Raw genomic sequence first — 25,168 nt, 5'->3', positions numbered from 1 at the left:
TCGACCGAGTTCAATACGATCGCGCCGCGAACGTGCTCGCGACGAGATAGCCGTAACCGACCGCGCCGACGAGGGCGAGCCAGTGGCCGACGGTCCGCACGCTCGCGGCGGAGCCCGTCACCGTCGATGACGGGCTCGCGATCGCGAGGGACGCGAGCGTCTCGATCGCGAGCCCCGCTACGATCGCGAGGACGACGAGCGTCGCGAGGCGATCGGACGATCCGGGGAACACACCGACCGACGGCGGGTTGAACTGGAAGGAGACGCCGACGATCAGTAGCCCGAGGAACCCGAGGAGGTTGACTCGCAGGTGTGTTTCGACCAGCGAGAGGGAGCCGCCCGCGAACGCGAAGAAGACGCCGAGCGCGACGCCGACGATCCCGAACGCCACACCGGCGATCACGGCGATCACGCCGACACGGCGTCGTTTCGCCGCGACTCCGATCCGAACGACGACGACGGCGAACGCGACGACGGCGAGCGACAGCAGGGCCGCTCCCGCGGCGAGGAGCCGGCCGTCCAGAAACCCGACGGCGAGGAGGAGCGGTGCGACGGCACCCGCCGGGAGGACGACCACGGCCGACCGGCGAGTCGGGTGCGCACCGAAGAACCGTGGGAGCAACCGGAAGCCGAGCACGAACACGAGCAGCGCCGCCGCGCCGACCGCGAGGAGATGCGTCGCGGCGGCCGGAACACCGATCAGGGCTGGAACCGCGTCGATCCGGATCGCAGCGGTTTCGGCGGAACCGACGAGCAGGTACCCGAGTACGACGGGGACGAACGCGTTCGCGAAGCGATCGAGGGGTCGGCGATCGGCGTTGTGGTCTCCCGTTCCCGTCTCCCCGCGTCGGAGCGGTCCGGCGACCGTCGCGACGAGCGTGCCGACGAACACGACGACCCCGAACAGCCAGAGGACGCTCCCGACGGCGGCGAGGTCGATGGTTCCGTGGAGCGGTCCCCCGACAGCAGCCGAACGGCCACTGAGGACGGAACCCGGCAGCAGGGGATCGACCGCGAGACACGCGGTCCCGACGACGACGAGGGGGAACTGGACGGCCGGTGCTCGATCGAACGCGAGATCGGTGCCGAAATACGCCGGAAGGAGCGTGTACGCCTTCCCGAACACGACGTGGAACGCGAAGCCGAACAGTCCCAGCGTCACGACCGTTCGTCGGGGAGCGCCCGCGAGCGTGGCTACCTGCCAGAGGCACAGCGACGCCACGCCGACGAGAACGAACCGGCGCGACCAGCGGGACGATGCGGTCGACATAGCGACAAGAACGTACGTGGCGACTATGAGTCCGTCGCGTCGGCGTCCGTCTCGAGGGGCTGGCGGGGGAGATCCGAGACGAACTCGCGAACGATGGTTCGCTCCACGCGCTGGAGCGTCTCGCTACACGTCGATTTCGCGATCCCGACGTGGTCGGCGAGCTCCGTCAGGGTGGTTCGGCGCGGGACGTCGTAGTACCCCCGATCGACGGCCGCAAAGAGGAGTTCGCGCTGGCGCTCCGTGAGCGACCCGCCGGGATTGATGCGCTGTTGGACGTACTCCACGTCGAACTCCAGCCCGATCGCTCGGAGCTGGCGGCCGAACTCGGCGACGCGCTCGTGGTCGCCGGTGATGTCGATCCGTGCCACGCCGCGTTCGATCGCGACGGGCATCTCGATCGGGACGCCCGAGCGCTGGGCGGCGACCAGCAGCAGCGGCGTACCCGCCTCGATCTGGACGGTCGCCACGTCGCCGTCGTTCGCCATCACCGACACCTCGGCGAGCGTCTCGTGGGCTCGCATCGCCGTCAGAACGGCATCGAGGTCGGACGACGTGATCCTGACGAGCGCGAACCCCGCATCGTCCCCGGGCGTCGCCGTGAGAACCTGAAACCTCGTGTCCGGGAACGCCCGCGAGACGTCCGCGACCCACGGTCCGTCCGGGAGATCGACGAGAAGGCGTGCCTGTGCCATGGCTCAGGCACCCGCGACGGGCGATCGGTCGTGCGCAGTAGTCGACGGCTGAACGATGCGTATCGGCATCATTGAACGCGTCTCACTCCACGTACACAACACCTTTCATTCCGACCGCCTCGTGGGGCGTACAGACGTACCTGAAGGTGCCCGATTCCTCGAACGTGTGTTCGAACGTGTGGCCCTCGTCGGCGGACTGGTCGGACTGGAACGGCCCGTCCTCCGCGGTGACGTCGTGGTCGCCACCCTCGCCGGTCCACTCCCACACGACGGTCGTTCCCGGCGAGACGGCCACCGCGGGCGGGGTGAACGCCAGCCCGCCCTCGGAGCCGACGTCGACGCGAGCCTCGTCGGCGTCGGTCCGGTCGACGGTTCCCTCGTAGTTCTCCACGTCGTCGAGCCAGCCGTCGTAGTTCGGCTCGTCCGCGAGGAACTCGTCGCCGCCGTCCCCGCCACCCGCACAGCCGGCGAGCAGCACCGTCGTCCCGAGTGCGGCGGTGGTTTCGATGAACGTTCGTCGGTCGAGGGTGTATCGGGTCATACGGACGTCGGTAGGCGACACGGAGAGATACCCCCTCCGACGATTCCCGTCAACTCGGGCGGAACACCGAACCGGTTCGGGCGGAGTATATAAACCGAGCGTCGGATCAGGCGTGTGCTATCTCGACGCGCCACTCGTCGTCCGCGACCCGCTCCGTTTCGTAGGTGAACCCACGGTCCTCCAACACGTCGTACAGCGGCCGCGGCTCGAAGGCGTTTATCAGGGTGAGCGTCGAACCGTCGTCGAGATCCCCGAGTGCATCGCTGATGGCCGCGAACGGCGGTTCGTCGAGGTCACGGGCGTCGAGGACGGATTCAGAGGTGCTCATGCGACCGGAGCGACGGCGTGGACGAGGGTGAGCGTTTCCGGGAACATGTTCCCCTGGAGCGATCCACGGACCGGTGGGACCCATCCTGTCTCATTCTCGTGCGCCCGGCGGGAGCGGGTCGACGTGGTCGTCGATCGCGTCGGCGACGCGGTGCGGCTCCTCGTGGATCACCCAATGAGTCGCGTCCTCGACAGTGTGGAGGCGTCCGTCGACGCAGTGGGCGACGCTCTCGCTCGCCATCGGTTTCCGGAGGAACCGGTCGTTCGCGCCCCAGATCACGAGCGTCGGCACCTCGACGCGGGGCGTCTCGGGGGTCGGCCGGTCGCGAACGATCGAACGGTACCAGTTCACCATCGACTCGAACGCCTGGTCTCGATCCCACGCCCGACGGTACCGTCGAACGTCCTCCTCGTCGAAGGTTCCGGGGCGGCTGGTGTCCCGGAGCCCGCGAACCGCGAGCCGCCAGTTGCCGGCGCGAGCGACCGCCTCCGGGAGCAGCGGAAGCTGGAACGCCAGCACGTACCAGCTCTTCAGCCGCTGGTCCCACGAGGTTCGGAGCGTGCGCTCGAAGACGGTCGGATGAGGGACGTTGACGGCGACGAGCTCCGAGAGCCGATCGGCGTGGTGGATCGCGAGCCACCAGCCGACCGCCGCGCCCCAGTCGTGACCGGCGACCGCCGCCGTCTCCCGGTCGTACGCGTCGATCAGTCCGAGGACGTCGCGGACGAGTTCGTCGATTCGATAGTCGCTCACGCGCGGGGGTTTCTCCGAGAGGTTGTAGCCGCGCTGGTCCGGGACGACGACGCGGTAGCCCGCGTTCGCCAGGGGAGCGATCGTCTCGTGCCAGCCGTACCAGAACTCGGGAAAACCGTGAAGCAGGACGAGCAGCTTCCCGTCCTCCGGGCCCGCCTCGACGACGTGGAGGCGCACCCCGTTCGTCTCGATGATACGCGACTCGCCCGGGACCTCATCGGGGATCTCGTCGCGCGGGATCGTCACGCTCGGCGTGACGTCGACTGGAACCTCGGTCATACCGTCCCGTAGATCCTCGACCGACATATAAACCGCTGCGGGGAGCGGGTCGGTTTTATCAGCGTGATGGACGAATACGGAGCATGGTCGCCGAAAACGGACGCACCTCGCTCACGCGCCGGCGTCTCGTGGTCACGCTTGCGATCGTCGTCATCGCACTGCTCGTCGTCGGGCTGATCGTTCTCGGCGGCGTGTACGCGCTGGGAACGGTGTTGTTCTACGACTCGTACGCCTCGTCGTACCACTACGACGTGAGCATCGACGTCGACGGCGAGACGGAGGACGCCGTGTTCCTGCTCCCGGTGGGCGTCCACGACGACCGAGCCGTTCTCGAGGACGTGTACGTCGCGGACAGCGACCGGTTCCACGGCGTGACACACGAGGTCGTGGAGACGGAACGCGGACCGATGGTGCGGGTCGAGGTCGACGAGATACGGGCGGGCAGCGACGACCTCTGGATCGACGCACGGATCGAATCGGACCGAACCGTCGAAACGAGGACGCCGCGCGGGACCGAGCCGGTGCTCTCGCCGCTCGAGCTCTCCGAACCCGACCCCGAAGACGAGTCGGGAGCCGACCGGCGGCCGGATCGACGGAACTTCGACGCCACGAGTGCGGCGTACGTCGAACACGGCGGTGACGACGACGTCGATTTCGGGTTCATCGTCCGCTATGAGGGCATAAACGAGTGGTGGACGTTCGGCTGGAACTGGAACACCTACGAGACGTCGGTCGCGGGGAACCAGGCCCCGGTCGACCCCGCCGGCGAGTGGGTCACGCTCCGCGGCTGGCACACCGAGGGTGCCGGAAGCTACCCGCGGTTCCCGCCGGCTCCGTCGTGACTCAGTCCCCTGAAATAGTGGCCCAGTCCCCGGAAATAGTGACTCAGTCCCCGAAAAACGTCTCGTGGACCCGGAGGCCCGCCGCCTCGTTCACCGGCCCGTCAACCGTCGTATCGCCGTCCCCTCGCCGGACCACCTCCTCACACGGGATATCGATCACGCCGTCGGAGAGCGTCGCGAGCGAGCGGCCTCGGACGGAGAACACCACCCGATCGAGCCCCGCGTAGACGATCGCGCTCGCACACATCGAGCACGGCTCCGTACTCGTGTACATCGTGCAGTTCTCCCGTTCGTCCGCGTCGAGTTCGCGTGCCGCCCACCGAGCCAGCTTCAGTTCCGGGTGGGCGGTGATGTCGTCGTCGCTCCGCGTGGTGTTCCGCGACTCCCTGACGACGTCGCCGTCGACGACGAGCAGCGAGCCGAACGGAGTGTTACCGTCGTCGACGGCCTCGCGGGCGAGTTCGATCGCACGGTCGACGTGTGTCGCGTCCTCGACCGCCGGGCTCTCGGTCATACCTCGTCGTTCGGGCGACGGAAGGTAACCGTTTCCGGCTGCCGACTCGCCGTCACAACTGGGCAATCAGTCGTTCCGGGCCGTCTCGAACGCCGCTTGCAGGTCCGCTTTCAGGTCGTCGACGTGCTCGACGCCGACGGAGACGCGTATCAGCCCGTCGGTCAGGCCGGCCGCGAGCCGTTCCTCGCGCGGAATGGCGGCGTGGGTCATCGCCGCCGGCTGCTCGATGAGGCTCTCGACTCCGCCGAGCGACTCCGCGAGCGTGAACACGTCCGTCTCGGAGACGACCGTCGACGCCTCCTCGAGGCTGCCGTCGAACTCGAACGACAACATTCCGCCGAAATCGTCCATCTGTTCGGCCGCCAGTTCGTGTTGCGGATGCGACGTCAGTCCGGGATAGTAGACGCGTTCGACGTCCGCGTGGTCGTCGAGCCACGCGGCCAGTTCGGCGGCGTTCTCGCAGTGTCGGTCCATCCGCACGGGGAGCGTCTTCGTTCCCCGGAGCACGAGGAAGCAGTCGAACGGGCCGGGCGTCGCGCCGACGGCGTTCTGGTAGAAGCCGATCCGCTCGTCGAGCGCCGCGTCATCGACGATCAGCGCGCCACCGATCGTATCCGAGTGCCCGCCGAGGTACTTCGTCAGCGATTGGGTGACGATATCGGCACCGTGCTCGAGCGGTCGCTGGAGGTACGGCGTCGCGAACGTGTTGTCGACGGCGCACAGCGCGTCGTGCTCGTGGGCGACGTCGGCGAGCGCACCGATGTCGTTGACGTTCAGCAAGGGGTTCGTCGGGGTCTCCACCCACAGGAGCTCCGTCTCCTCGCGCATCGCCTCGCGGACCGCGTCGAGGTCGGTCGTGTCGACGAACGACGTCTCCAGGTCGTACTGCTCGTACACCTGCGTTAAGATCCGGTGCGTGCCGCCGTACACGTCGTCGCCGGCGACGACGTGGTCGCCCGCATCGAGCAGGTTGAGGACGGTGTTTATCGCGCCCATCCCCGAGGAGAAACACCGGGCGTGGCTCCCGGACTCGAGGGCGGCGAGGTTCGCTTCGAGGTCCGACCGGGTCGGGTTCCCCGTCCGGGAGTACTCGTACCCGCGATGCTCGCCGGGCGCGTCCTGCTCGTACGTTGAGTTGGCGTGGATCGGCGTCATCAGCGCGCCGGTCTCCGGGTCCGGCTCCTGTCCGGCGTGGATCGCCCGCGTCTCGATCCGATAGTCGTCCGGCGCGTCCGGTGTGTCGTCGCTCATGGTCGAACGTCGTCGCCCGACGGCCTGACTCTTGCCCTTCCGGTCGGTCGCGCCGCCGACCGTGACGCTCGGCGTCCACCCCGTCGCCCGACATCGACGACGTCGCGCCGAGATACCACAAAGAGCCGTTTGTGCCTCTACAAGACACTTATACGCGCTTGACGTCCCGTCGAGTATGAACGACCGATCCATCACGGACAACCCGCGACCCTCCGCTCGCGACCGGCGACCGATGAACCGTCGCGCTCTTCTCGCCGCGACGGGGATGGCCGCGGCCGCCGCGCTCGCCGGATGCAGCGACGACGCACCGAATGACGGGGACGGCACGGCGGAGCCGACCGACACCCCCACCGACGAGCCGACGGAGACGCCGCCGCCGGAGCCGAACGGATCGCTCCCGGAGGGGTCGCCCTCGTCGCCGACGGATCGGCTGCGCCAACTCGTCGCGGGGAACGCGGGGTTCGCGCTCGATCTGCACGACCGACTCGTCGCAGACGAGGACGCGGACAACGTGTTCGTCTCCCCGTACAGCGTCTCGATGGCGCTCGCGATGACGTATGCCGGCGCGGCCGGCTCCGCCGAGGCAGCGATGCGCGAGACCCTCGGGTTCTCGCTCGGCGAGGAGACGCACCCGGCGTTCGCCGAGCTACAGGGGGAACTCGACGACCGTGCGACGACCGACGCGGGACCCGGCGGCGGGTCCGGCGACGACGAGGACGACGAGGTCGACGCGTTCCGGCTCGACGTCGCGAACGCGCTGTGGGGCGACGCCGGCTATCCCTTCGCCGCCGACTACCTCGATCTCGTCGACGAGCACTACGGCGGCGGATTCAACGAGGCCGACTTCGCGAACGACCACGAGGCGGAACGTGAGCGGATCAACGAGTGGGTCGCCGACGCGACGGAACAGCGGATCGAGGAGCTGATTCCGGAGAACGGACTGTCGTCGTCGACGGTGCTCGTGTTGACGAACGCGATCTACTTCATGGCCGGCTGGGAACGGGAGTTCGACCCGGACGACACGGCGGACGCGACGTTCACCGCGCTCGACGGGACGGAGTCGACCGTCCCCATGATGGCACAGAACCTCCGGACGGACTACGCGGATCTCCCCGGTGCGCAGGCGATCGAACTCCCGTACGTGGGCGGCGAGGTGTCGATGGTCCTCGTCGTCCCCGACGCCGGAGAGTTCGAGGCGATAGAGGCGCAGCTATCGGGGCCGACGCTGTTCGGAGTCTTCGAGGCGCTCGGCGACGCCAGCGGCGACCTCCGAATGCCTCGGTTCGAGTACGAGTTCGACGCCGAGCTGAGCGAGGCGCTCGAGGACCTGGGGATGGCGGCGGCGTTCGGCCCCGGAGCCGACTTCTCGAACATGGTCGAGAGCGGCGGTGGTCCCGGCATCGACGACGTGTTCCACGAGGCGTTCGTGAGCGTCGACGAGGAGGGCACGGAGGCCGCGGCCGCGACCGCCGTCGACATGATCGAGAGCGCGCCCGCCGAGTCGTTCGATCTGACGCTCGATCGGCCGTTCCTCTTCTGTATCCGTGACCGACCGACCGACGCCGTGCTCTTCTTCGGACGCGTGACCGACGCGGGCGCGGCACAGGAGTGAACGGCTCCGTCGAGATCCCACCCTTCAGACACGATGCAACATGAAACGGTCGGTTGTTGGGGAGTGCTCCTTGATCGATGACGGGAGTGGGTGTTGGAGGTCGTCGGTCGCGATATAGTAGTTAAACGACCGTGAGTAGCGGCGACGGACGCTTATAAACGAACGACGCGGTGGCGTCGCCGGCACGACGCGCCGGCTGCACGCGAGAGCCTCGCTCTCGCCCTGCGCGCCTCCGAGCGCCCGACGGGCGCGAGGAGCGCGTGCGAGGGAGTCAGGGGCGGTCACCGAGCGGTTCCGGCGACCGCCCCTGACGTGGCTGGGGAGGCGTGAGGTGCGGGTGCTGTGCGGCTGCGGTGCCGTGCGGGGTGGGACTCAACGGGGCAGCCGTGATCCCCGCGAACGGAGTGAGCGGGGGCTCGGGAGACGGAGTCCCCCGGTGGGGCGAAGCCCGCCGCAGTAAGCAGCGTGGCGCGACGCGCCACGGGCAGCCGGCGGCAGAGCCGCCGGCGACACCGCAGCGAGGGAGCGGCAGCGACTGAGCGAGGCGCGCAGCAAGGCGCGCGAGCCGTCGCGGCTGGGGCTTTGCAGGCGGTCATCGCAGAGTCGTCGATCACCTATAAACACCCGCCAGCAACACCCCAGCTTCACGTATAAACACCCGCGCCATCGATCTGATTCACGTATTCCCGATACTGGCCGCGATCGGATCCGCATACATTAGAAATTGAATATTTAACGGAGCCGTCCTGTTCCGTCCCGTTCCGGACACGCTCGCGTCGATCACCGAACCGTGCCGATTTAGATAGCTAAGTCCGGGAGCAACTGTGCTTCGGATCTGAATCTTTCGAAGGGAATATTCGGTGTGTTCACAATCACAAGCTGAATGAACACGGACCCCGTACGTGTACACGTATGAGTACTCGCCGCGCACATCTCGAGATCGGCGGGATGTCCTGTTCGACCTGCTCCGGGACGGTTCAGGAGGCGCTGGAGGCGCTTCCGGGGGTCGAGGAGGCGTCCGTCAACTTTGCGACCGACGAGGGGACGGTGTCGTACGATCCCGCACACGTCAAACTGGCGGCGATCTACGACGCGATCCGGGAGGCGGGCTACGATCCGGTCTCCGAGACGGCGACTGTCGGGATCGCGGGTATGAGCTGTTCGACCTGCGCCGCGACCAACGAGGAGGCGATCGGGGCAGTCGACGGCGTCATCGAGGTGAACGTCAACGCCGCCACCGACGAGGCGCGCGTCGAGTACAACCCCGTCGACGCCGACCTCGCGGACGTGTACGCGGCCGTCGAGGATGCCGGCTTCGAGCCGGTTCGGGAGTCGGGCGACGGGACGGCCGGGAGCGGTTCCGACGGAGCCGGGTCCCGTGGCTCGGATCCCGACGCCACCGGGACGGGCGGCGAACGGCGTCGGAGCGCCGCGGAACGCGAACTCGCACGACAGCGTCGACTCGTGATCGGCGGGGGGATCCTGACGCTCCCCTTCTGGTACCTGATGGGTGGGATGTTCGGACTGTACGGCGTCCCCGAGACGGTCGTCGGGATCGACGTCGGCTGGATCGAGTTCGCCGTCGCGACGGTCCTGATGGCGACGCTCGGCCGAGAGTTCCTCGCCGGGGCGTGGCGCGCGTGGTCGAACGCTCGCGACGTCAACATGGACACGCTCGTCGCGACCGGCACGTCCGCCGGCTACCTGTTCAGTACGGCCGTTCTCGTCGGCCCGCTGTTCGGCTATCCGCTGGTCGGTGACCTCTACTTCGAGGCGGTCGCGTACATCCTCTGGTTCATCACGATCGGCAACTGGCTGGAGGTCCGCTCGAAGGCGCAAGCGAGCGACGCGCTCCGGAAACTGCTCCGAATGAGCGCCGACGAGGCGACGATCGTCGTCGACGGCGAGGAACGCACGATCGATATCGAGGCGATCGAGGTCAGCGACACGATGAAGGTCCGACCCGGCGAGAAGATACCGACCGACGGCGTCGTGATCGACGGGGAAAGCGCGGTCGACGAATCGATGCTCACCGGTGAGTCGGTCCCCGTCGAGAAGGCCCCCGGCGACGAGGTCGTCGGGTCGACGGTCAACGAGAACGGCGTGTTGCTCGTCGAGGCGACCAAGGTCGGCAAGGACACCGCGATCCAGCAGATCGTCGAACGCGTGCGGGAGGCGCAGTCGCGTCAGCCCGACATCCAGCGGCTCGTCGATCGGGTGTCGGGGATCTTCGTCCCGCTCGTGATCGCGAACGCGATGCTCTGGGCGATCGTCTGGGCGCTGTTTCCCGAGACGCTCGCCGCGTTCGTGAACTGGCTGCCGCTGTGGACGCCCGTCGGTGGCGGCCCCGTCGTGGGCGGCGTGAGCGTCTTGGAGTTCTCGATGGTCGTGTTCGCCTCGGCGGTGCTCATCGCGTGTCCCTGCGCGCTCGGGCTCGCGACCCCGGCGGCGACGATGGTCGGATCGACCATCGCGGCGACCAACGGCGTGCTGTTTAAAGGAGCGGACATCCTCGAACGCGTCCGCGACGTCGACGTGGTCGTGTTCGATAAGACCGGGACGCTCACCCACGGCGAGATGGAACTGACCGACGTGGTGGCGTTCGTCGACGGTCGACCTGTCGATGGCGGCGATGGAACACCGATCGCCGACGGCGGTGATGGGACCCCGACCGCCGACGGCGGGAGCGTTTCGGACGGCGGCGTTGCCGTCGAACCGGCAGCGGCCTCGGCGGCCGAGGAGCGTGAATCCCGGCTCCTGCGCGCGGCCGCCGCCGCGGAGTCCGGCAGTGAACACCCGCTCGGGCAGGCGATAGTCGAGGGCGCACGCGAGCGCGGCGTCGACGTCGCGGAGCCGTCCGACTTCGAGAACGTGCCGGGCCACGGGGTCCGCGCGGACACGCCCGTCGGCGAGACGCTCGTCGGGAACCGGAAGCTCCTACGGGACGCCGGGGTCGATCCCGAACCGGCGGCGGCGACGATGGAGCGTCTGGAGTCCGAAGGGAAGACGGCGATGCTCGTCGCGCTCGACGGCGAGCTGTTGGGCGTCGTCGCGACCGCGGACACGGTCCGCGAGAGCGCCCGCGAGACCGTCACGACGCTCCGTGACCGAGGGATCGCGGTGTCGATGCTCACCGGGGACAACGAGCGTACCGCCCGCGCGGTCGCCGAGCGGGTCGGGGTCGATCCCGACCGCGTGCGCGCGGAGGTGCTGCCCGAGGACAAGGCGGACGCCATCGACGCGATCCAGGCCGACGGGAGCCGCGCGGTGATGGTCGGCGACGGGGTCAACGACGCGCCCGCGCTCACGACCGCCCACGTCGGCATCGCGATCGGCTCGGGCACCGACGTCGCCATCGAGTCCGCGGACGTGACGCTGATGCGCGACGACCCGCGAGACGTCTTGAAGGCGCTACGTATCTCCGAGGCGACCATCGCGAAGGTGCGACAGAACCTCTTCTGGGCGTTCGCGTACAACGTGACGTTGATCCCCATCGCCTCACTGGGGCTTCTCAACCCCGCGCTGGCCGGGCTCGCGATGGCCGGCTCCTCGGTGTCCGTGATGACGAACAGCCTCGCGTTCCGGCGCTGGACGCCCGACGAAGACTACCACTTCCTGCTGGTACGACCGTTCTACTGGCTGTTCAAGTGAACCCGGACCGGGTTCATCTCGTCGCTCGACGCCGAGCGGCTCGCCGACAGCTACTTTCCTCGCGGGACGTTACCGTCGGGAGATGATCGTGGCTCGGTTGGAGGCGTGGGGCGGGCGAATGAAGACGGAGCTTCAGCGCTCGTTCGCGGAGGAGTACAGCTCCCGTGAGACCGCGGGGAGCTTCGCGATCGGCGTGTTCATTACGATGCTGCCGACGCTCGGCACGGGGCTGATCCTCTTCGTTCTGCTCGCGTGGCTCTTCGATCGGATCAACAAGGTCGCACTGTTCGCGTCCGTCGTCGTGTTCAATCCGGTCGTGAAGTGGGGCGTGTACGCGGCGAGCTTCACGCTCGGGGTGGCGATCCTCGGACCCGTTCCGGGCGCAAGCGCAACAGAGATATCCCTTTCGGCCGGTCCGGAGATCGTCGCCCGTCTGTTGGTGGGCAACCTGATACTCGCCGTCGTTGCCGCCGTGCCCGGCTACGTCGTTTGCTTCCGTCTCGTCGAAGCGTTCAAGGGGAGAGAGGTGAATCTCGTGGAGGCGATACAGGAAGTCGTCGACTCCGAGGACGCCGTGCTCGGGGATGGCGGGAAACCGGTTGAGACGGGGGAGACCACTGACGAGACGACTACTGACGAGATGGCTGACGTGACGAACGACCACCGAGACGATCACTGACGAGACGACGACCGACAACTAACGACTGACAGTGACCGATCTCCCGGTCGCTCCCGTCACCGTTCGTGGCTCACACGTCTCCGACCGCCGGACGAGGCTAGCTCGTCGCGACGTCTCGATACACGTCCATCAGCTGATCCGCCATCCGAGTGATGCTGACCTCGTGTGCCTTCTCGCGTCCGTTCGAGCGACGTCCGCTCGCGAGCACGTCGGTGACGCCGGAGACGAGCGTCGCATCGTCGTCGCTGACGACGGACGGCGAGACGCCGACGAGTCGCTCGGGGACGTCTCCGACCGGCGTCGAAACGACCGGGAGGTTACACGCCATCGCCTCCTTCACCGAGTTCGGCGAGCCCTCCCGTTCGGAGGTTAAAAGCAGCACGTCCGCCGCGTTCATGTACAGCGACATCGACTCGTGGGGGACGCCGGTCACCGTGTGAAGCTCGACGTCGTCGTCGATCCGGCAACTCGCCTCGGAGACGATCCGCTTTGCGCGCGGGAAGTCCTTCACCGCGCGCTCTCGCGGGTACGGGAACAGTACGTGCTTGGTGTCGGGGTCCCATTCGAGCCGTTCGGCCGATTCCTCCCGCGGTTGTGGCGTAAACCGTTCGAGATCGATGCCGTGTGGGATGACGTGACAGTCGTGACCGTACTGCTCTTCCATCTCCTCGGACATCACGATCACGGAGTCACACCGCTTCGTGAATTGCTTCGTGATCGGTCCGTATCGTCCCATCAGGTCCGTTCCCCACAGCGAAACGACGGTCGGCAGTCGGCACTGGAGCACGGCGGCGGGTGCGGTGAGCCCGCTGTTGGCGTGTAGCAGGTCGTACTCGCCCATCGAGCGATAGATCGTCGGGGGCAACAGCCGGAGATAGTCGACGACCGATCGGCGTCCGTTCCCCTCGACGGACGACGTCGGAAGCGAGATGGTGGTCTGTTCGACTCCTCGACCCTCCAGGATCTCGACCTGCTGGTTAAAAAATCGGGCCTCGTCGCTCGTGACGAGGTTGAGGACTCGCATCGTCACCAGCCCACCTTCGGGCCGAATCGGTCCGGATGCGGTCCGCCGACTGTTAGAACGGAGATCGGCGAGGATACGGTCGGCGGCGAATCGGTCGTCTGGAAGCGGTTCCCTCGATGAGTCGCCTCGATGAACGGAATCACCGTTATAAACCCTCTGTGGAGATCGATTCCGTTCGTTGCGTCATCGGTTCCCCCCGCTTCACTCGGCGGTCGTTCGACTCTCCGCAGTTCACTCGGCGGTCGTTCGACCGGCGGCCGTACGTCCCTCCCCGTACGTCGGCGTTGCTAATCATCGATACTCGAAGGAACTTCCGTAGTACGGTTTGTTATGCCCTCCGTACGCCGCGAAACGGTGGTTCACGCGAAGTACCCGCGGAGTTCCGCGACGTCGACGAGGCCGGTTCGCACGGACAGCAGTCCCCAAATAGCCACGCCGAGACCGACGACGCCGAGGAGAGAGGGGATCCCGGACACGTACGGGACGAGCGCTGCGACGCCGACCCCCATCACGACCGAGACGGCCGTGACGCCGACGACCGAGCGAACGATCCGCTCGAACGAGAGCGGGAGCTCGCGGGAGATGATGACCACGTTCGCACCCACGTACACGGAATGGGTGATGACGGTCGCGATGGCGGCACCAGCGACGCCGACGATCGGGATCAAAAGCAGGTTCAATCCGACGTTCGCGACGGCCATCGTCGTTTTGACGATCGCCCGTTCGCGAGCCCGCCCGAGGAAGTCGAGCGCGTCGCTGGTGATCCGGGACACCGCGTTGACGAGGACGTACAGCGAGAATATCTGGACGACGATCACGGCACCCCCGTAGTCGGGGCCGAACACCTCCCGAACGAGCGGTCCCGCAACGAGGAGGAGCCCGACGGCTGCGGGCACGTACAGGATCACGATCGCCTCGAAGGAGCGTTCGTATATTCGTGCAGCCCGGTCCGTTCGTTTGCCCGCCTTCTGTTCGCCGACGGTCGGCGAGATGGTGGTTCCGAGCGACGTCGCCGGTGCGACCGCGACCTGCGACACCTGCTTGCCGACCGTGTAGTACGCGACGCCGAGCGGGCCGACCAGGAACCCGACGAGGATCGTGTCCACGCGCTTGTCGAGCACGGTCGCACCCCGCGTCGCAGTGAGTGGAATGCTGTACTCGAGCAGCCGCCGGACGAGGTCGTCCGCGCGGTCGACCGTCGCGTCGTACGTCCGGTAGAACCGCCGATACAACAGCGTCCCGCCGAGCGCGGCCGACACCGCGAACCCGAGGACGTACCCGAGGAATGCGCCGACGGCCCCGAGACCGATCGACACGAGGACGACCACGAAGACGAACCGGGCGACCGCCGACACGGCGGCGACGAGTGCGCTCAGATCGACCCGGTTCAGTCCCTGAAACACGCTCGAGATCAGTTTCCGGAGCGACTGAAACACGACGTAGCCGGCCCCCAACGCCAGGATCGGTGCGAGTCCCGGCTCGTCGAGTAGCGCCGCAATGAGCGGGCTTCCCAGCGAGATGGCGGCTCCGACGACCGCCGAGAGCGCGAGCAGGTACCCGAGCGAGGACCGGATCACGTAGCGCACCTGATCGCGGTTCACCTCCCCGTACTCGGTCACGTATCGACCGGCCGACGACGGGATCCCGAGCGTGCCTAGAATGGCGACCGCACCGACGATCGAGAGCGCGTAAAACAGCAGGCCGTACTCCTCGGGGGTCAACAGGTAGCGCGCGAGCACGACGATGAGAAGCGCGTTGGCGAGCGTGTCGATCAGGTTCGCACCGAGCGAAGCGCTGACGCCCCTCGAGATACGATCGGCTATCGACATTCTTGGGGCGAGACGCGCATCGGCTCTCGGCGGTCGTCAGTGACGTGGTGATGAGTCGAGATCATGAGCGTCAAGTCCCGTTTCGTACCAGTCTGAGCGGAGTAATCCCTTTGTAAGGATGCGCCTTCTCCCGTCCGTTCGCTGTGAGACGGTGGCTCATCTGCGTGGGACGGTGACTCATCAACGGGCGACGGTAGCTCGTCGACGGCGCTTCTCGGTGGACGGGTCTCGGAGACGAGACGGTTTTCTGCATCCTCAGACACGTTCGACATCGTCTCCGTGATCGTCGTTCCGGCGAGTGGTATGGCAGGATTAACAAAGCAGATTGGATCCCGACCACCGGGTATCAATGGAGCTTCGACAACTCTCCCTCAGGGAGTGGGACGACGCCCTTCCGGAGACGGGGATCGAGGCGTTTCACACGCCGGACGCGCTATCCGTTCTCGACGATCACACCGCGAGCGACCTCCAGCTCGTCGGCGGGTTCAAAGGCGAGAGACCGGTCGCGCTGCTGCCGGTGTTCGTCCAGTCGCTGCCGATCGGAACCGTGGTCACGTCGCCGCCGCCCGGGATGGGCGTCCCGCGATTGGGGCCGGTCATGATGCCCGCGAGTCCCAAACAGCGAAAACGGGAGAAGGTGTTTCGGACGTTCACGAACCTCGTCGTCGATGAGTTCGGGCTCGACGGCTACGGAACCCTGTCCAAGATAACTTGTCGGACGGGGTTCGAGGACCCGAGACCGTACGTCTGGAAGGATCTCTCGCTCGACACCAAATTCACGTACCGCCTCGACGTGTCGGAGAGCGATCCCGACGACCTGCTCCGGCAGGCCAGCAAGAGCCTCCGCAGGGAGGTACGCGACGCCACCGAACTCGATGTGACGGTCACACGCGAAGGGATCGACGCCGCCCGCCACGTGTTCGAACAGACGCGGGACCGATACGCGGAACAGGACCGGCCGTTTTCCCAAGAGTGGTCCTACGTCCGTGACCTCTACCGCGCGCTCGGCGAGATGGCACGCGTGTACGTGGCGCGGTCGGACGACGGCGAGTTCCTCACCGGCGTCACGGTGTTTTACTCGCCCGACGCGGCGTACTTCTGGCAGGGTGGCGGACGAACGGTCCACGACGGCGTCGCCGTCAACAGTCTCATCCACTGGCGGATCCTCGAGGAGATCGCGACCGATCCGCCGCGTGACACCGTCACTGCGTACGATCTGTACGGTGCGAACACGGAACGGCTCTGCCGGTACAAAAGCAAGTTCGGCGCGGAGCTCGTCCCATACTATAGCGTCGGGACGGCCGGCTATCGGATGACTATCGCGGAGCGCCTGTACGAGCTGGTGAAGTGAGCGGAGAGGCCGCCCGCTGTCCACGGAGACCGCCCCGTATCCGGTGCGTAACAATACCGCTTCCCGACCGTGTTGCGAGTACATGTACGAACGGATCCGAACGACGCTGGCGGAGAACGGCGAGCTGCTGATATGAATCGCGTCGGGTGCCACGTACGAGCGTCACGTACACAACGTGCGCTTCGGGGACGAACCGATGATCCTCGAGGACGAACGACTGATCCACGTCGACGCCGGCGACGCGCGACACTGGATCGACGCCCGAGCGGTCGAGTCCTCCTGGATACACGGCGATCTGTGATCCCGTCAGCAACGGTACGACGATCGGTGCAATGCCACGACGTCCCGCGCTTCCGACGATGACGGGGTTTCGTCGCGGATCGGACGTGCGGGCGGACGGCGGGACGAACGTGCGGATGGACGGTGGGACGAACGTGCGGATGGACGGCGGGACGGACGTACAGAGGAGTGACGAGGCCGACGCTCTCGACACCTCCGACGCGCGTCTCCGCGGTCGGACGGTCCTCGTGACGGGTGGTGCGGGCTTCATCGGAAGCCACCTCGCCCGGCGACTCGCTGCGAACAACGAGGTGCGCGTCCTCGACGATCTCACGACCGGGAGCTCGACTGCGGTTCCCGACGACGCGACCCTGATCGAGGGGGACGTCACGGACCGGGCGACGGTGGAACGAGCGATGTCGGACGTCGACGTCGTCTTTCACCAGGCCGCGGTCGTCAGCGTCGAGGAGTCGGTCGCGGACCCGTCGCGGTCCCACCGGGTGAACGTCGACGGAACCCTCGCCGTGTTGGAGGCCGCCCGCGATGCCGAGGCGCGGGTCGTCCTCGCGTCGAGCGCCGCCGTCTACGGCGATCCGGACTCGTTGCCCGTCACGATCGACGAGCCGATGACGCCGCAGTCGCCCTACGGGGCGGATAAGGTCGCCGCCGACGCGTACGCCCGCGCTTACGAGGCGTCGTACGGGATCCCGGTCGTCGCCCTGCGCTATTTCAATGCGTACGGACCCGGTCAACGCGGCCCGTACAGCGGCGTGATCGAGGCGTTCCTCCGGCGGGCGATCGCGGGCGAGCCGCTCACCGTACACGGAGACGGGGAACAGACGCGCGATTTCGTCCACGTCTCGGACGTCGTTCGGGCGAACCTCGCGGCGGCGACGACCGAGCACACCGGCACCGCGTACAACGTCGGGACCGGCGAGAGCGTCACCGTGAACGAGCTCGCCGCGATCGTTCGCGAGGAGACCGCGACCGACGTCGACGTCCGCCACGAAGCCGCCCGACAGGGTGACGTTCGACACAGTCGGGCGGCGACCGAACGGGCACGGGATATGCTGGGGTTCGAGACACGCGTTTCGCTCCGAGCGGGTCTCGTGGACCTGATCAACGGACGAGACGGCTCGGCATCCGGGAGCACGCCGGGACCGATAACGCGGGGGCCCCGATCCGACGACGATGCGTGACGCTCACGCGGTCGATCACCCCCGATTTCGGCTCCGCTGGCTGTTCGATCGGGGTCACAGTCGGAGCGGCGGGAGCACGCCGGCGTGGTTCGACGACGAGGAGCTCGTTCCGCCCGGGGACAGGGCGCTGTACGCCCGTGTGAAACACGGTCTGTCTGCGATGCTCCGGGCGGCGGACCGCGAGGGGACGGTGTTGCTTCCGGCGTACGTACCCGGAGGCGTGACGTGGGCGGTCCTCGACGGCGGGTTCGACGTACGGTACTACCCCGTGAATCCCGACCTCTCCCTCCCCGTGACGGACGTCGCCGATCGCATCGACGAGGTCGATCCCGCCGCGATCCTCTTCATCCATTACTTCGGCTTCGCGGACGAGGGATTCGACGGCTTGGCTTCGCTCGCCCGCTCACGGGACACACTCGTCATCGAGGACTGCGCGCGTGCGGCGTTCGGCCGTGACCACGACGGGCGACTGTTGGGGTCGACGGGCGACGTCGCGCTGTTCTGTCTCCACAAGACGCTCCCGGTTCCGAACGGCGGGCTGATAGTCGCCCGTCACGCGCCGGTTCCTCGCCCCGACGGTCGCCGCCGCGAACGGGGGACTATCCCCCGGGTCGCAGCGCTGGCGGTCGCACACCGGTTGAGAGTTCCGCTGGACCCGGAACCGACGATCGAACGGGTGACCGAGGCGACCGTCGAGTCGGTCGCCCCCGAGGATTCGGGACGATCGCCCGGCTCACTCACCGATCGGGGGCTTGCTCGCTGTCGGCCCGAGTCCGTTCAGTCGGCTCGATACGACCGATACCGTACGCTCCGGTCACTGCTCGTCGACGACCCCGCTCTCCGAGTCGTCACTCCGCCCGCCCCCGTCGGCGCGTCGCCGTACGGTGTCGCGGCACTGGCCCCGGATCCCGAGTCCCGCCAGCGCTACCTCCGAGCGCTTCGGAGCCGGGGACTCCCCTGTGAGGCGTTCACGTGGCCGGCGGTGTATCGCCACGACGAAGTTCGGTCGTCGTCGGGAGCCGAAACCCTTCGCGATCGGCTGCTCGTGCTCCCGACTCACCAGGAACTCGACGACGGAACCGTCGAACGAATGGCGTCGCTGATCAGGGCAGAACGCGAGTCGTTGCCTCGAAAATCAGCACGCAGTCAGTGAGATGAATGTGGAGAACCGTCTCGTTGCTGAGCGTCGGCGAAAAATCGTATCGCTGGTGGTTCCGTCACGGTCCGTGCAGAGGTTCGCTGGCATCGATACGGACGTCGACTCGACACGTTCCCCCCCACGAGGGTCTCCCTCGCCGGTGACCGACTTAGTTGCCGTTCGTGTCGGTGTCGTTGCCGTTTAGGATACCGTCACCGTTCGTGTCGGTGTCGTTGCCGTTTAGGATACCGTCACCGTTCGTGTCGGTGTCGTTGCCGTTCAGGATATCGTCACCGGTGTCGGTGTCGTTGCCGTTGTCTCCGTTGAGACCGTCATCGGGTTCGCCGTTGACCTCGTCGTCGGGGTCTCCGTTGAGACCGTCGTCGGGGTCGCCGTTAACCTCGTCATCGGGGTCGCCGTTGACCTCGTCATCGGGATCGCCGTTAACTTCTTCCTCCTCTTCCTCGTCTTCTTCCTCCTCCTCCTCCTCTTCCTCGTCTTCTTCTTCTTCGTCCTCCTCCTCTTCCTCCTCTTCGTCAGCGGGACCCACGATGAAGTCACTGACGGCATCGATGACCTCTTCCTGTGACATCGATGGGTCGAAGGCGTCCGGGAACGGCGACTCGCCGTTGATGTGATTGAACACCGCTGCGTGGCGGGCCTCGACGCTGTGAATGGAGACGGCAGCGCTTACGAGATCAGGACTCTCGATGTACGGTGCAGCGCCTGCGTAGGCGGCGACACCCGTGTTCTCGAACACTTGTGCGAGTTCGAGGACGTCCCCGACGCTCTCGATGCCGAAGTCGTACTCCATCTCCGCGGGCGGCTCGCCCCCGAGAATTTCCACGACTTGGGTGAGAACGTCGACGTGATCGGACTCGTGGTCGCTGACGACGTTGACGTACTCGTACACCTCCACGCGGTCATCCTCGTCGAGGTCTGCGAGGGCGTCCGCCTCGACGAAGTCGTCGGTGTCGAACTCCTCGAGCGCCTCGCGATAGAACGCGTCCTCCAGGTTCTCCAGTGTGAGCGCGTAGTTCAACACGTCCACGTCGGTACCGCGATCCTCCGCGAACGGCGTCATCTCCTCTTCGGCTTCCTCCTCTTCTTCCTCCTGGGCGACGGCCGTCCCGCCGCTGAGTGCCAGCAACGCCCCGCCGGCGACGGCGGACTGCGTCAAGAAGCTCCGGCGGGAGCTCTCGTCGTCCGCGATCCGTGTTTGTATCGATTCCGCGATCCGCTCTGCACGTTCGTGCATCGTGTCTGATTCAATCATGTTTGTCTCGGGCGTCGGACCGATCGTTCGGTAAGCGTCGTTCGCCGACCGTCCGCCTGTCCGACCAAACGTCCCTTCTACAGTTCGTCGTATTGTTATTTGTCGCGATCGTAAAGTGCCGTAAACATTGCCTAGGGTTACTCTCGCGGCCGATTCGGTTTAATCGGATTACCTCGGACGATGCCGAGCTTACTGGCTCCTCGAAGCGGTTCAGTGATGGTGCCCTCGATCGTCGGGATCGAGTACGGTCGGATGCGGGCGCGTCACTGCAGTAAGCCGAGCGAAAGCGCCGGACCGGGTGCTCAACTCCCCGCCCCGAGCGGTGCTGTCGTCTCCGATCGACGACCGACCACAGCCGATCCGGCGTGACGTACGTGACTGGTAACCACGCTATCAGATCGTGTGTATGTGGCTGGGATCGATCCGATCGGGGTGGACCCCGTTGCGCTCGACCGTGCCCGAAGGTGGGATCCGACACCGGGTGCCGGCGGTGCTGGGACCGCGACTCAGTCAGCGACCGAGGTCCACGGGCCTCGATATCCGGGGGCGTGAACGGTTCGTGGACGATATTCCTGCAGTTCCACGGGGAGATCGGCTCGTGTATGTGCGCAGTAATGGACGCCTACCGGCCGATATTGGCCGAAAGGGTCTGTGGGTTTTAATACGTTCCTTCAGAATGGATGAGGTGTCACAATGCCGACCACATTACCAAAGATCGACGGTTTTCGGTCGGAACGGTTCGACGACCGGTACCTCGATCGGGCTCGGTCGTACCTTTTCAGGGGCGTTACGGTCGGTCCGTCAGTCGGACGGACTGAACGGTCCCCACGTGACGCGACGGAGTATGATCTCTCTCAGGCGTACGAAACGACGAACGAGCTTCCGAACGAACTAACTCGAACATGAGTGCTGCCAAACACACCCCCGAAACCACACAGGCCGACGGTACCGACATAGAGTCATCTCCCGACGAACGAGGTGACGATGGACGATCGGTGTCCGAACTGTCCCTCGACGTCGTGTTCAACGTCCTTCGAAACCAACGTCGGCGGCTGGTACTGAAGGCGATCGAGGACCACGACGGCTCCACTACGCTCAGCGACCTCGCCGAACACATCGGTGGGATCGAAAACGACAAGCCTCCCGCCGCGCTCAACGCGCAGGAGCGAAAGCGGGTGTACGTCGGGCTCTACCAGTGCCACCTCCCCAAGATGAACGACGCCGGTGCCGTCGAGTTCGACAAGAACCGTGGGACCGTCGAGCGAGGACCGATGGCCGACACGTACCACACCTATCTCGAACGCGAGTTCGAGTCCCGTCGGTCGTGGCCGCGATACTACGGCGGTCTCACGGCTGTCTCGTCGGTTGCACTCGTTGCGGCAGTAACGCTGTCCAGCGGGCTGATATCGATCGTCTTCCTCGCGACGCTCGTCGCACTCGCCAGCCTCGCGGCGTACCACCGGTCGTGTACGGTCGAGCAGTAGCGGATATAACGCCGAGTGTCGATCACCGTTCGATCGAGACGCCTCCGTTTCTTCGAGTCCCACAGTGAGTCCCTACCGGTGGCGTCAGCCGGTTGTCACTCCATAACAAAGCATCGATCTCGTGGATCTCGCCTCGTCGTTCCGACGATATCGGAACGGACGGACTCAACTCATGAATCCACAGACGAAAGCAGACGACCCCCGATCGCTTCGCAGCGAGAGCACCGACCGAGCGAGGTCGTGAGATGTGCGGGATCATCGCTCGCGTCGGCGACGGCGACGCGCTCGCGGAGCTCATGACCGGTCTCCGAAACCTCGAGTACCGCGGCTACGACTCCGCGGGGGTTGCGGTCCGGTGCGAAGACGGGATCGACGTGTGCAAGCGCGAAGGGGAAACTGACGTGCTCGACGCCGCGCTGGTCGAGCGCCACCTCCCGGGCAGCGTCGGTATCGGACACACCCGCTGGAGCACGCACGGACCGCCCTCCGACGCCAACGCACACCCACACACGGACGACGACGGACGGGTCGCCGTCGTCCACAACGGGATCATCCGGAACTATGAATCCCTTCGACGCGAGCTACGCGAGGACGGTCATCGGTTCACCAGCGAGACCGATACGGAGGTCGTCCCCCATCTCGTCGCTCGCGAGCTCGACGCTGGTGCCGACGCCGAGACCGCGTTTCGGGCGGCAACGGACCGGCTCGAGGGGAGTTACGCCCTCGCGATGGTCGTTGCCGACGAGGACGCCGTCTACGCGACCCGCCACGGGTCGCCGCTCGTGCTCGGACTCGGCGATGACGCCAACTACCTCGCCAGCGACGTCCCCGCGTTCTTGGAGTTCACGGACCGCGTCGTCTACTTGGAGGACGACGACGTCGTCGTCCTCGACGACGCCGGGTATCGAATCACGACCACCGCGGGCGACCCGGTTGATCGGGAGGCAGAGACGGTCGACTGGGCCGCCGGTGACGCACAGAAGGGCGTGTACAGCCACTTCATGCGCAAGGAGATCGACGAGCAGCCGACCTCGCTCAGACAGACGATCGAGGGCCGTACCGACTCCACGGGAACCGTCCTGGACGCGTTCCCGCCGGGATCGCTTGCATCGATCGAGAACGTCGTCTTCGTCGCCTGTGGGACCTCGTATCACGCAGCCATGTACGGGAGCACGCTGCTTCGACGTCGGGGAGTCCCCGCAACGGCGATGCGCGCGAACGAGTTCGCACACGACCCGATGCCGATGTCCGACCGGACGCTGGTGATCGCGGTCACGCAGAGCGGCGAGACGGCCGATACCCTGGCGTCGCTTCGGGTCGCCAACGAGTCACCGGCGAGCACGCTCGCCGTCACGAACGTCGTCGGATCGACCGCAGCGCGCGAGGCGGACGACGCGATGTTCATCCGTGCCGGTCCCGAGGTCGGCGTCGCCGCGACGAAGACGTTCTCCTCGCAAGTCGCCGCGCTGGCGCTGTTGGCGGACCGTTTCGAGGAGGACGGAGCCGGTATCGAGTTCGGCCGCGAGCCCCGGTCGAAACAGGCCACCGCACGGGCGAGTACGACCGACGGCGGGGTCGACGCCGGTACGATACGGTCGCTGCCGGACGACGTCGAAACCGTCGTCAACGATGGCCGCGCCGCGCGGCTGGCGAAACAGTACGCCGACGCCGACTCGTACTTCTTCATCGGGCGCGGGGTCGGCTATCCGGTCGCGCTCGAAGGCGCGCTGAAGTTCAAAGAGATCACGTACGAACACGCGGAGGGATTCGCCGCCGGCGAACTCAAACACGGTCCGCTCGCGCTCGTGACTCCCTCGACGGTGATCGTCGCGGTGTTCACGGGGCAGGACGACGACCGGACGCTGCACAACGTCCGTGAGGCTCAGAGCCGTGGCGCGCCGATCATCGGTGTCGGCCCGGAGTCCGCGACCGAGATCCGTGACGCGGTCGACGAGTACCTCCCGATTCCCGATACGGACCCGGAGCTCGCCGGTATGCTGGCGAACGTGCACCTCCAACTGCTGGCGTATCACGCCGCGGAGATCCGCGACCGGGCGATCGACAAACCGAGAAATCTCGCGAAAAGCGTCACCGTTGAGTGATCGATTCGATCGATCGACGATCCGTTCCGTCCCGTCCCGTCTCGATCCGCCGTTCGGACCGGCTGCCCGGCTATCGCTCCTCCATCGATGACCGCCCGTCGCGGTCCCACTGCAGGTAGGTTCCGACCGTCTCGTTCCCCGTATCGGCGTTGACGTCCGGCCGGATCGCCGCCTCGCCGATAGCGAGTTGATGTCGCGTTAGACAGTCGAGACAGCCATGGACGGCGTTTTCCGTGCCGAACACGCGAACGAACTGCGTACTGACTGCCGAGCCGCAGCGCTCACATCGCCGGTTCGGATCCGTCGAGTACCGTCGGTCGGACATGGCTCCTCGATTCGCGGACACCCGTTTGGTTAGTCGGGTGATACCTCAGCGGGCGGGTCCGGATCGAGTCGAGCCGTCCCGGTACGCAACGAACGGAACGGACTCTCCGGAGTAGGACGTGGATAACGAAACGGGTCGGGGTCATTCGAACTACTGCCCGAGCACCCGAGGATCGACACCATCCCCCCTTTCAGCTGACCCCTGTCCACGGTCGTCGGGTGACGGGTTACTTTTCATCGACGAAACGGGACGCGATCTCCGAAACGTACGAGTTCATCGGCATCGCGTTCTGGAGAACATCGTCCGTCTCGATCTCGGTCGCTTGGCTTCGTTGAGATCGTATCATTCAGACATGAGACAGCATGCAACAGCCGATGTTTGAACGGTGCTTCGTGATCGATAGCGGGAGTACGTGACGCAGATCGGTGGCGCGGTTGTTTATACGTGGAACTGGGGTGTTGCTGGCGGATGTTTATAAGTGGTCTCGCTCGGATCGACGGTGAACACCTGCAAAGCCCCAGCCGCTCGCTTATAAGCGGTCTTCCTCGGATTGGCGGTGAACACCTGCAAAGCCCCAGCCACGACGACTCGCGCGCCTTGCTGCGCGCCGCCCCTCTCCACACAGCCCGGTGCGGTGTCGCCGGCGGCTCTGCCGCCGGCTGCCCGTGGCGCGTCGCGCCACGCTGCTTGCTGCGGCGGGCTTCGCCCCACCGGGAGACTCCGTCTCCCGAGCCCCCGCTCACTCCGTT

General features: G+C 66.4%; 20 protein-coding genes. 9 read left to right on the top strand and 11 right to left on the bottom strand.

Going from position 1 to position 25,168, the window contains the following annotated elements; translation table 11 throughout:
• Nucleotides 1–10 precede the first annotated feature (10 nt).
• From ACNSN7_RS01815 to ACNSN7_RS01795, 5 genes are all read right to left on the bottom strand, one after another.
• Nucleotides 11–1,270: a hypothetical protein gene (locus ACNSN7_RS01815; protein WP_418280237.1), complete on the bottom strand. Its 1,260-nt coding sequence runs from the start codon at nt 1,268–1,270 to the stop codon at nt 11–13.
• A 23-nt stretch (nt 1,271–1,293) separates the two neighbouring features.
• Nucleotides 1,294–1,962, bottom strand: a complete 669-nt coding sequence (locus ACNSN7_RS01810; RefSeq protein WP_418280236.1) for a helix-turn-helix domain-containing protein — start codon at nt 1,960–1,962, stop codon at nt 1,294–1,296.
• Nucleotides 1,963–2,044: 82 nt separating this feature from the next.
• Complete coding sequence (locus ACNSN7_RS01805) at nt 2,045–2,503, bottom strand: halocyanin domain-containing protein (protein WP_418280235.1); 459 nt, start codon at nt 2,501–2,503, stop codon at nt 2,045–2,047.
• Nucleotides 2,504–2,609: 106 nt separating this feature from the next.
• Complete coding sequence (locus tag ACNSN7_RS01800) at nt 2,610–2,831, bottom strand: DUF2249 domain-containing protein (protein ID WP_418280234.1); 222 nt, start codon at nt 2,829–2,831, stop codon at nt 2,610–2,612.
• A gap of 90 nt (nt 2,832–2,921) precedes the next feature.
• Nucleotides 2,922–3,863, bottom strand: a complete 942-nt coding sequence (locus tag ACNSN7_RS01795) for an alpha/beta fold hydrolase (protein ID WP_418280233.1) — start codon at nt 3,861–3,863, stop codon at nt 2,922–2,924.
• A gap of 83 nt (nt 3,864–3,946) precedes the next feature.
• Here ACNSN7_RS01795 and ACNSN7_RS01790 point away from each other — a divergent pair, with 83 nt between their 5' ends.
• Nucleotides 3,947–4,705 carry a hypothetical protein gene (locus ACNSN7_RS01790; protein WP_418280232.1) on the top strand — a complete coding sequence of 253 codons (759 nt, stop codon included), beginning with the start codon at nt 3,947–3,949 and terminating at the stop codon, nt 4,703–4,705.
• A gap of 43 nt (nt 4,706–4,748) precedes the next feature.
• Here the strand turns inward: ACNSN7_RS01790 and ACNSN7_RS01785 are convergent, their stop codons facing one another.
• On the bottom strand, nt 4,749–5,219 hold the full coding sequence (locus ACNSN7_RS01785; protein WP_418280231.1) for a nucleoside deaminase: 471 nt from the start codon (nt 5,217–5,219) through the stop codon (nt 4,749–4,751).
• A gap of 66 nt (nt 5,220–5,285) precedes the next feature.
• Nucleotides 5,286–6,470: a cystathionine gamma-synthase gene (locus ACNSN7_RS01780; RefSeq protein ID WP_418280230.1), complete on the bottom strand. Its 1,185-nt coding sequence runs from the start codon at nt 6,468–6,470 to the stop codon at nt 5,286–5,288.
• Between the two features lie 232 nt (nt 6,471–6,702).
• Between ACNSN7_RS01780 and ACNSN7_RS01775 the strand changes: the two genes are divergently transcribed.
• The 3 genes from ACNSN7_RS01775 to ACNSN7_RS01765 all read left to right on the top strand — a co-directional run bounded on the left by ACNSN7_RS01775 (nt 6,703) and on the right by ACNSN7_RS01765 (nt 12,412).
• Nucleotides 6,703–8,082 (top strand): serpin family protein, encoded by a 1,380-nt coding sequence (locus tag ACNSN7_RS01775; protein ID WP_418280582.1) that lies wholly within the window; start codon nt 6,703–6,705, stop codon nt 8,080–8,082.
• Between the two features lie 912 nt (nt 8,083–8,994).
• Nucleotides 8,995–11,733, top strand: a complete 2,739-nt coding sequence (locus ACNSN7_RS01770) for a heavy metal translocating P-type ATPase (RefSeq protein WP_418280229.1) — start codon at nt 8,995–8,997, stop codon at nt 11,731–11,733.
• An 82-nt stretch (nt 11,734–11,815) separates the two neighbouring features.
• Nucleotides 11,816–12,412, top strand: coding sequence for a DUF2062 domain-containing protein (locus tag ACNSN7_RS01765; RefSeq protein WP_418280228.1), 597 nt, complete (start codon nt 11,816–11,818; stop codon nt 12,410–12,412).
• A gap of 97 nt (nt 12,413–12,509) precedes the next feature.
• On the opposite strand, the gene ACNSN7_RS01760 is transcribed toward ACNSN7_RS01765, so the two are convergent.
• Nucleotides 12,510–13,436, bottom strand: a complete 927-nt coding sequence (locus ACNSN7_RS01760) for a glycosyltransferase family 4 protein (RefSeq protein ID WP_418280227.1) — start codon at nt 13,434–13,436, stop codon at nt 12,510–12,512.
• Nucleotides 13,437–13,795: 359 nt separating this feature from the next.
• A complete protein-coding gene (locus ACNSN7_RS01755; protein ID WP_418280225.1) occupies nt 13,796–15,265 on the bottom strand; it encodes an oligosaccharide flippase family protein in 1,470 nt (489 codons plus the stop codon).
• A gap of 349 nt (nt 15,266–15,614) precedes the next feature.
• Between ACNSN7_RS01755 and ACNSN7_RS01750 the strand changes: the two genes are divergently transcribed.
• The 3 genes from ACNSN7_RS01750 to ACNSN7_RS01740 all read left to right on the top strand — a co-directional run bounded on the left by ACNSN7_RS01750 (nt 15,615) and on the right by ACNSN7_RS01740 (nt 19,247).
• Entirely contained in the window at nt 15,615–16,616 is a 1,002-nt protein-coding gene (locus ACNSN7_RS01750; protein WP_418280223.1) for a GNAT family N-acetyltransferase, read from the top strand.
• A gap of 332 nt (nt 16,617–16,948) precedes the next feature.
• On the top strand, nt 16,949–18,094 hold the full coding sequence (locus tag ACNSN7_RS01745) for an NAD-dependent epimerase/dehydratase family protein (RefSeq protein ID WP_418280222.1): 1,146 nt from the start codon (nt 16,949–16,951) through the stop codon (nt 18,092–18,094).
• Nucleotides 18,087–19,247 carry a DegT/DnrJ/EryC1/StrS family aminotransferase gene (locus ACNSN7_RS01740; protein WP_418280221.1) on the top strand — a complete coding sequence of 387 codons (1,161 nt, stop codon included), beginning with the start codon at nt 18,087–18,089 and terminating at the stop codon, nt 19,245–19,247. The genes ACNSN7_RS01745 and ACNSN7_RS01740 overlap by 8 nt, the downstream gene beginning before the upstream one ends.
• A gap of 154 nt (nt 19,248–19,401) precedes the next feature.
• Here the strand turns inward: ACNSN7_RS01740 and ACNSN7_RS01735 are convergent, their stop codons facing one another.
• On the bottom strand, nt 19,402–20,508 hold the full coding sequence (locus ACNSN7_RS01735) for a ferritin-like domain-containing protein (protein WP_418280219.1): 1,107 nt from the start codon (nt 20,506–20,508) through the stop codon (nt 19,402–19,404).
• A 995-nt stretch (nt 20,509–21,503) separates the two neighbouring features.
• Here ACNSN7_RS01735 and ACNSN7_RS01730 point away from each other — a divergent pair.
• Nucleotides 21,504–21,992, top strand: coding sequence for a DUF7344 domain-containing protein (locus ACNSN7_RS01730; RefSeq protein ID WP_418280218.1), 489 nt, complete (start codon nt 21,504–21,506; stop codon nt 21,990–21,992).
• Between the two features lie 245 nt (nt 21,993–22,237).
• Nucleotides 22,238–24,094, top strand: coding sequence for a glutamine--fructose-6-phosphate transaminase (isomerizing) (gene glmS, locus ACNSN7_RS01725; protein WP_418280216.1), 1,857 nt, complete (start codon nt 22,238–22,240; stop codon nt 24,092–24,094).
• 70 nt (nt 24,095–24,164) lie between these two features.
• On the opposite strand, the gene ACNSN7_RS01720 is transcribed toward glmS, so the two are convergent.
• Nucleotides 24,165–24,419, bottom strand: coding sequence for a DUF7563 family protein (locus tag ACNSN7_RS01720; RefSeq protein WP_418280215.1), 255 nt, complete (start codon nt 24,417–24,419; stop codon nt 24,165–24,167).
• Between the last annotated feature and the right edge of the window lie 749 nt (nt 24,420–25,168).

Source organism: Halorubrum rarum (assembly GCF_048380895.1).
GTDB lineage: Archaea > Halobacteriota > Halobacteria > Halobacteriales > Haloferacaceae > Halorubrum.
The sequence above is the reverse complement of the archived record's forward strand: the minus strand, read 5'-3'. Positions and strand labels throughout refer to the sequence as shown.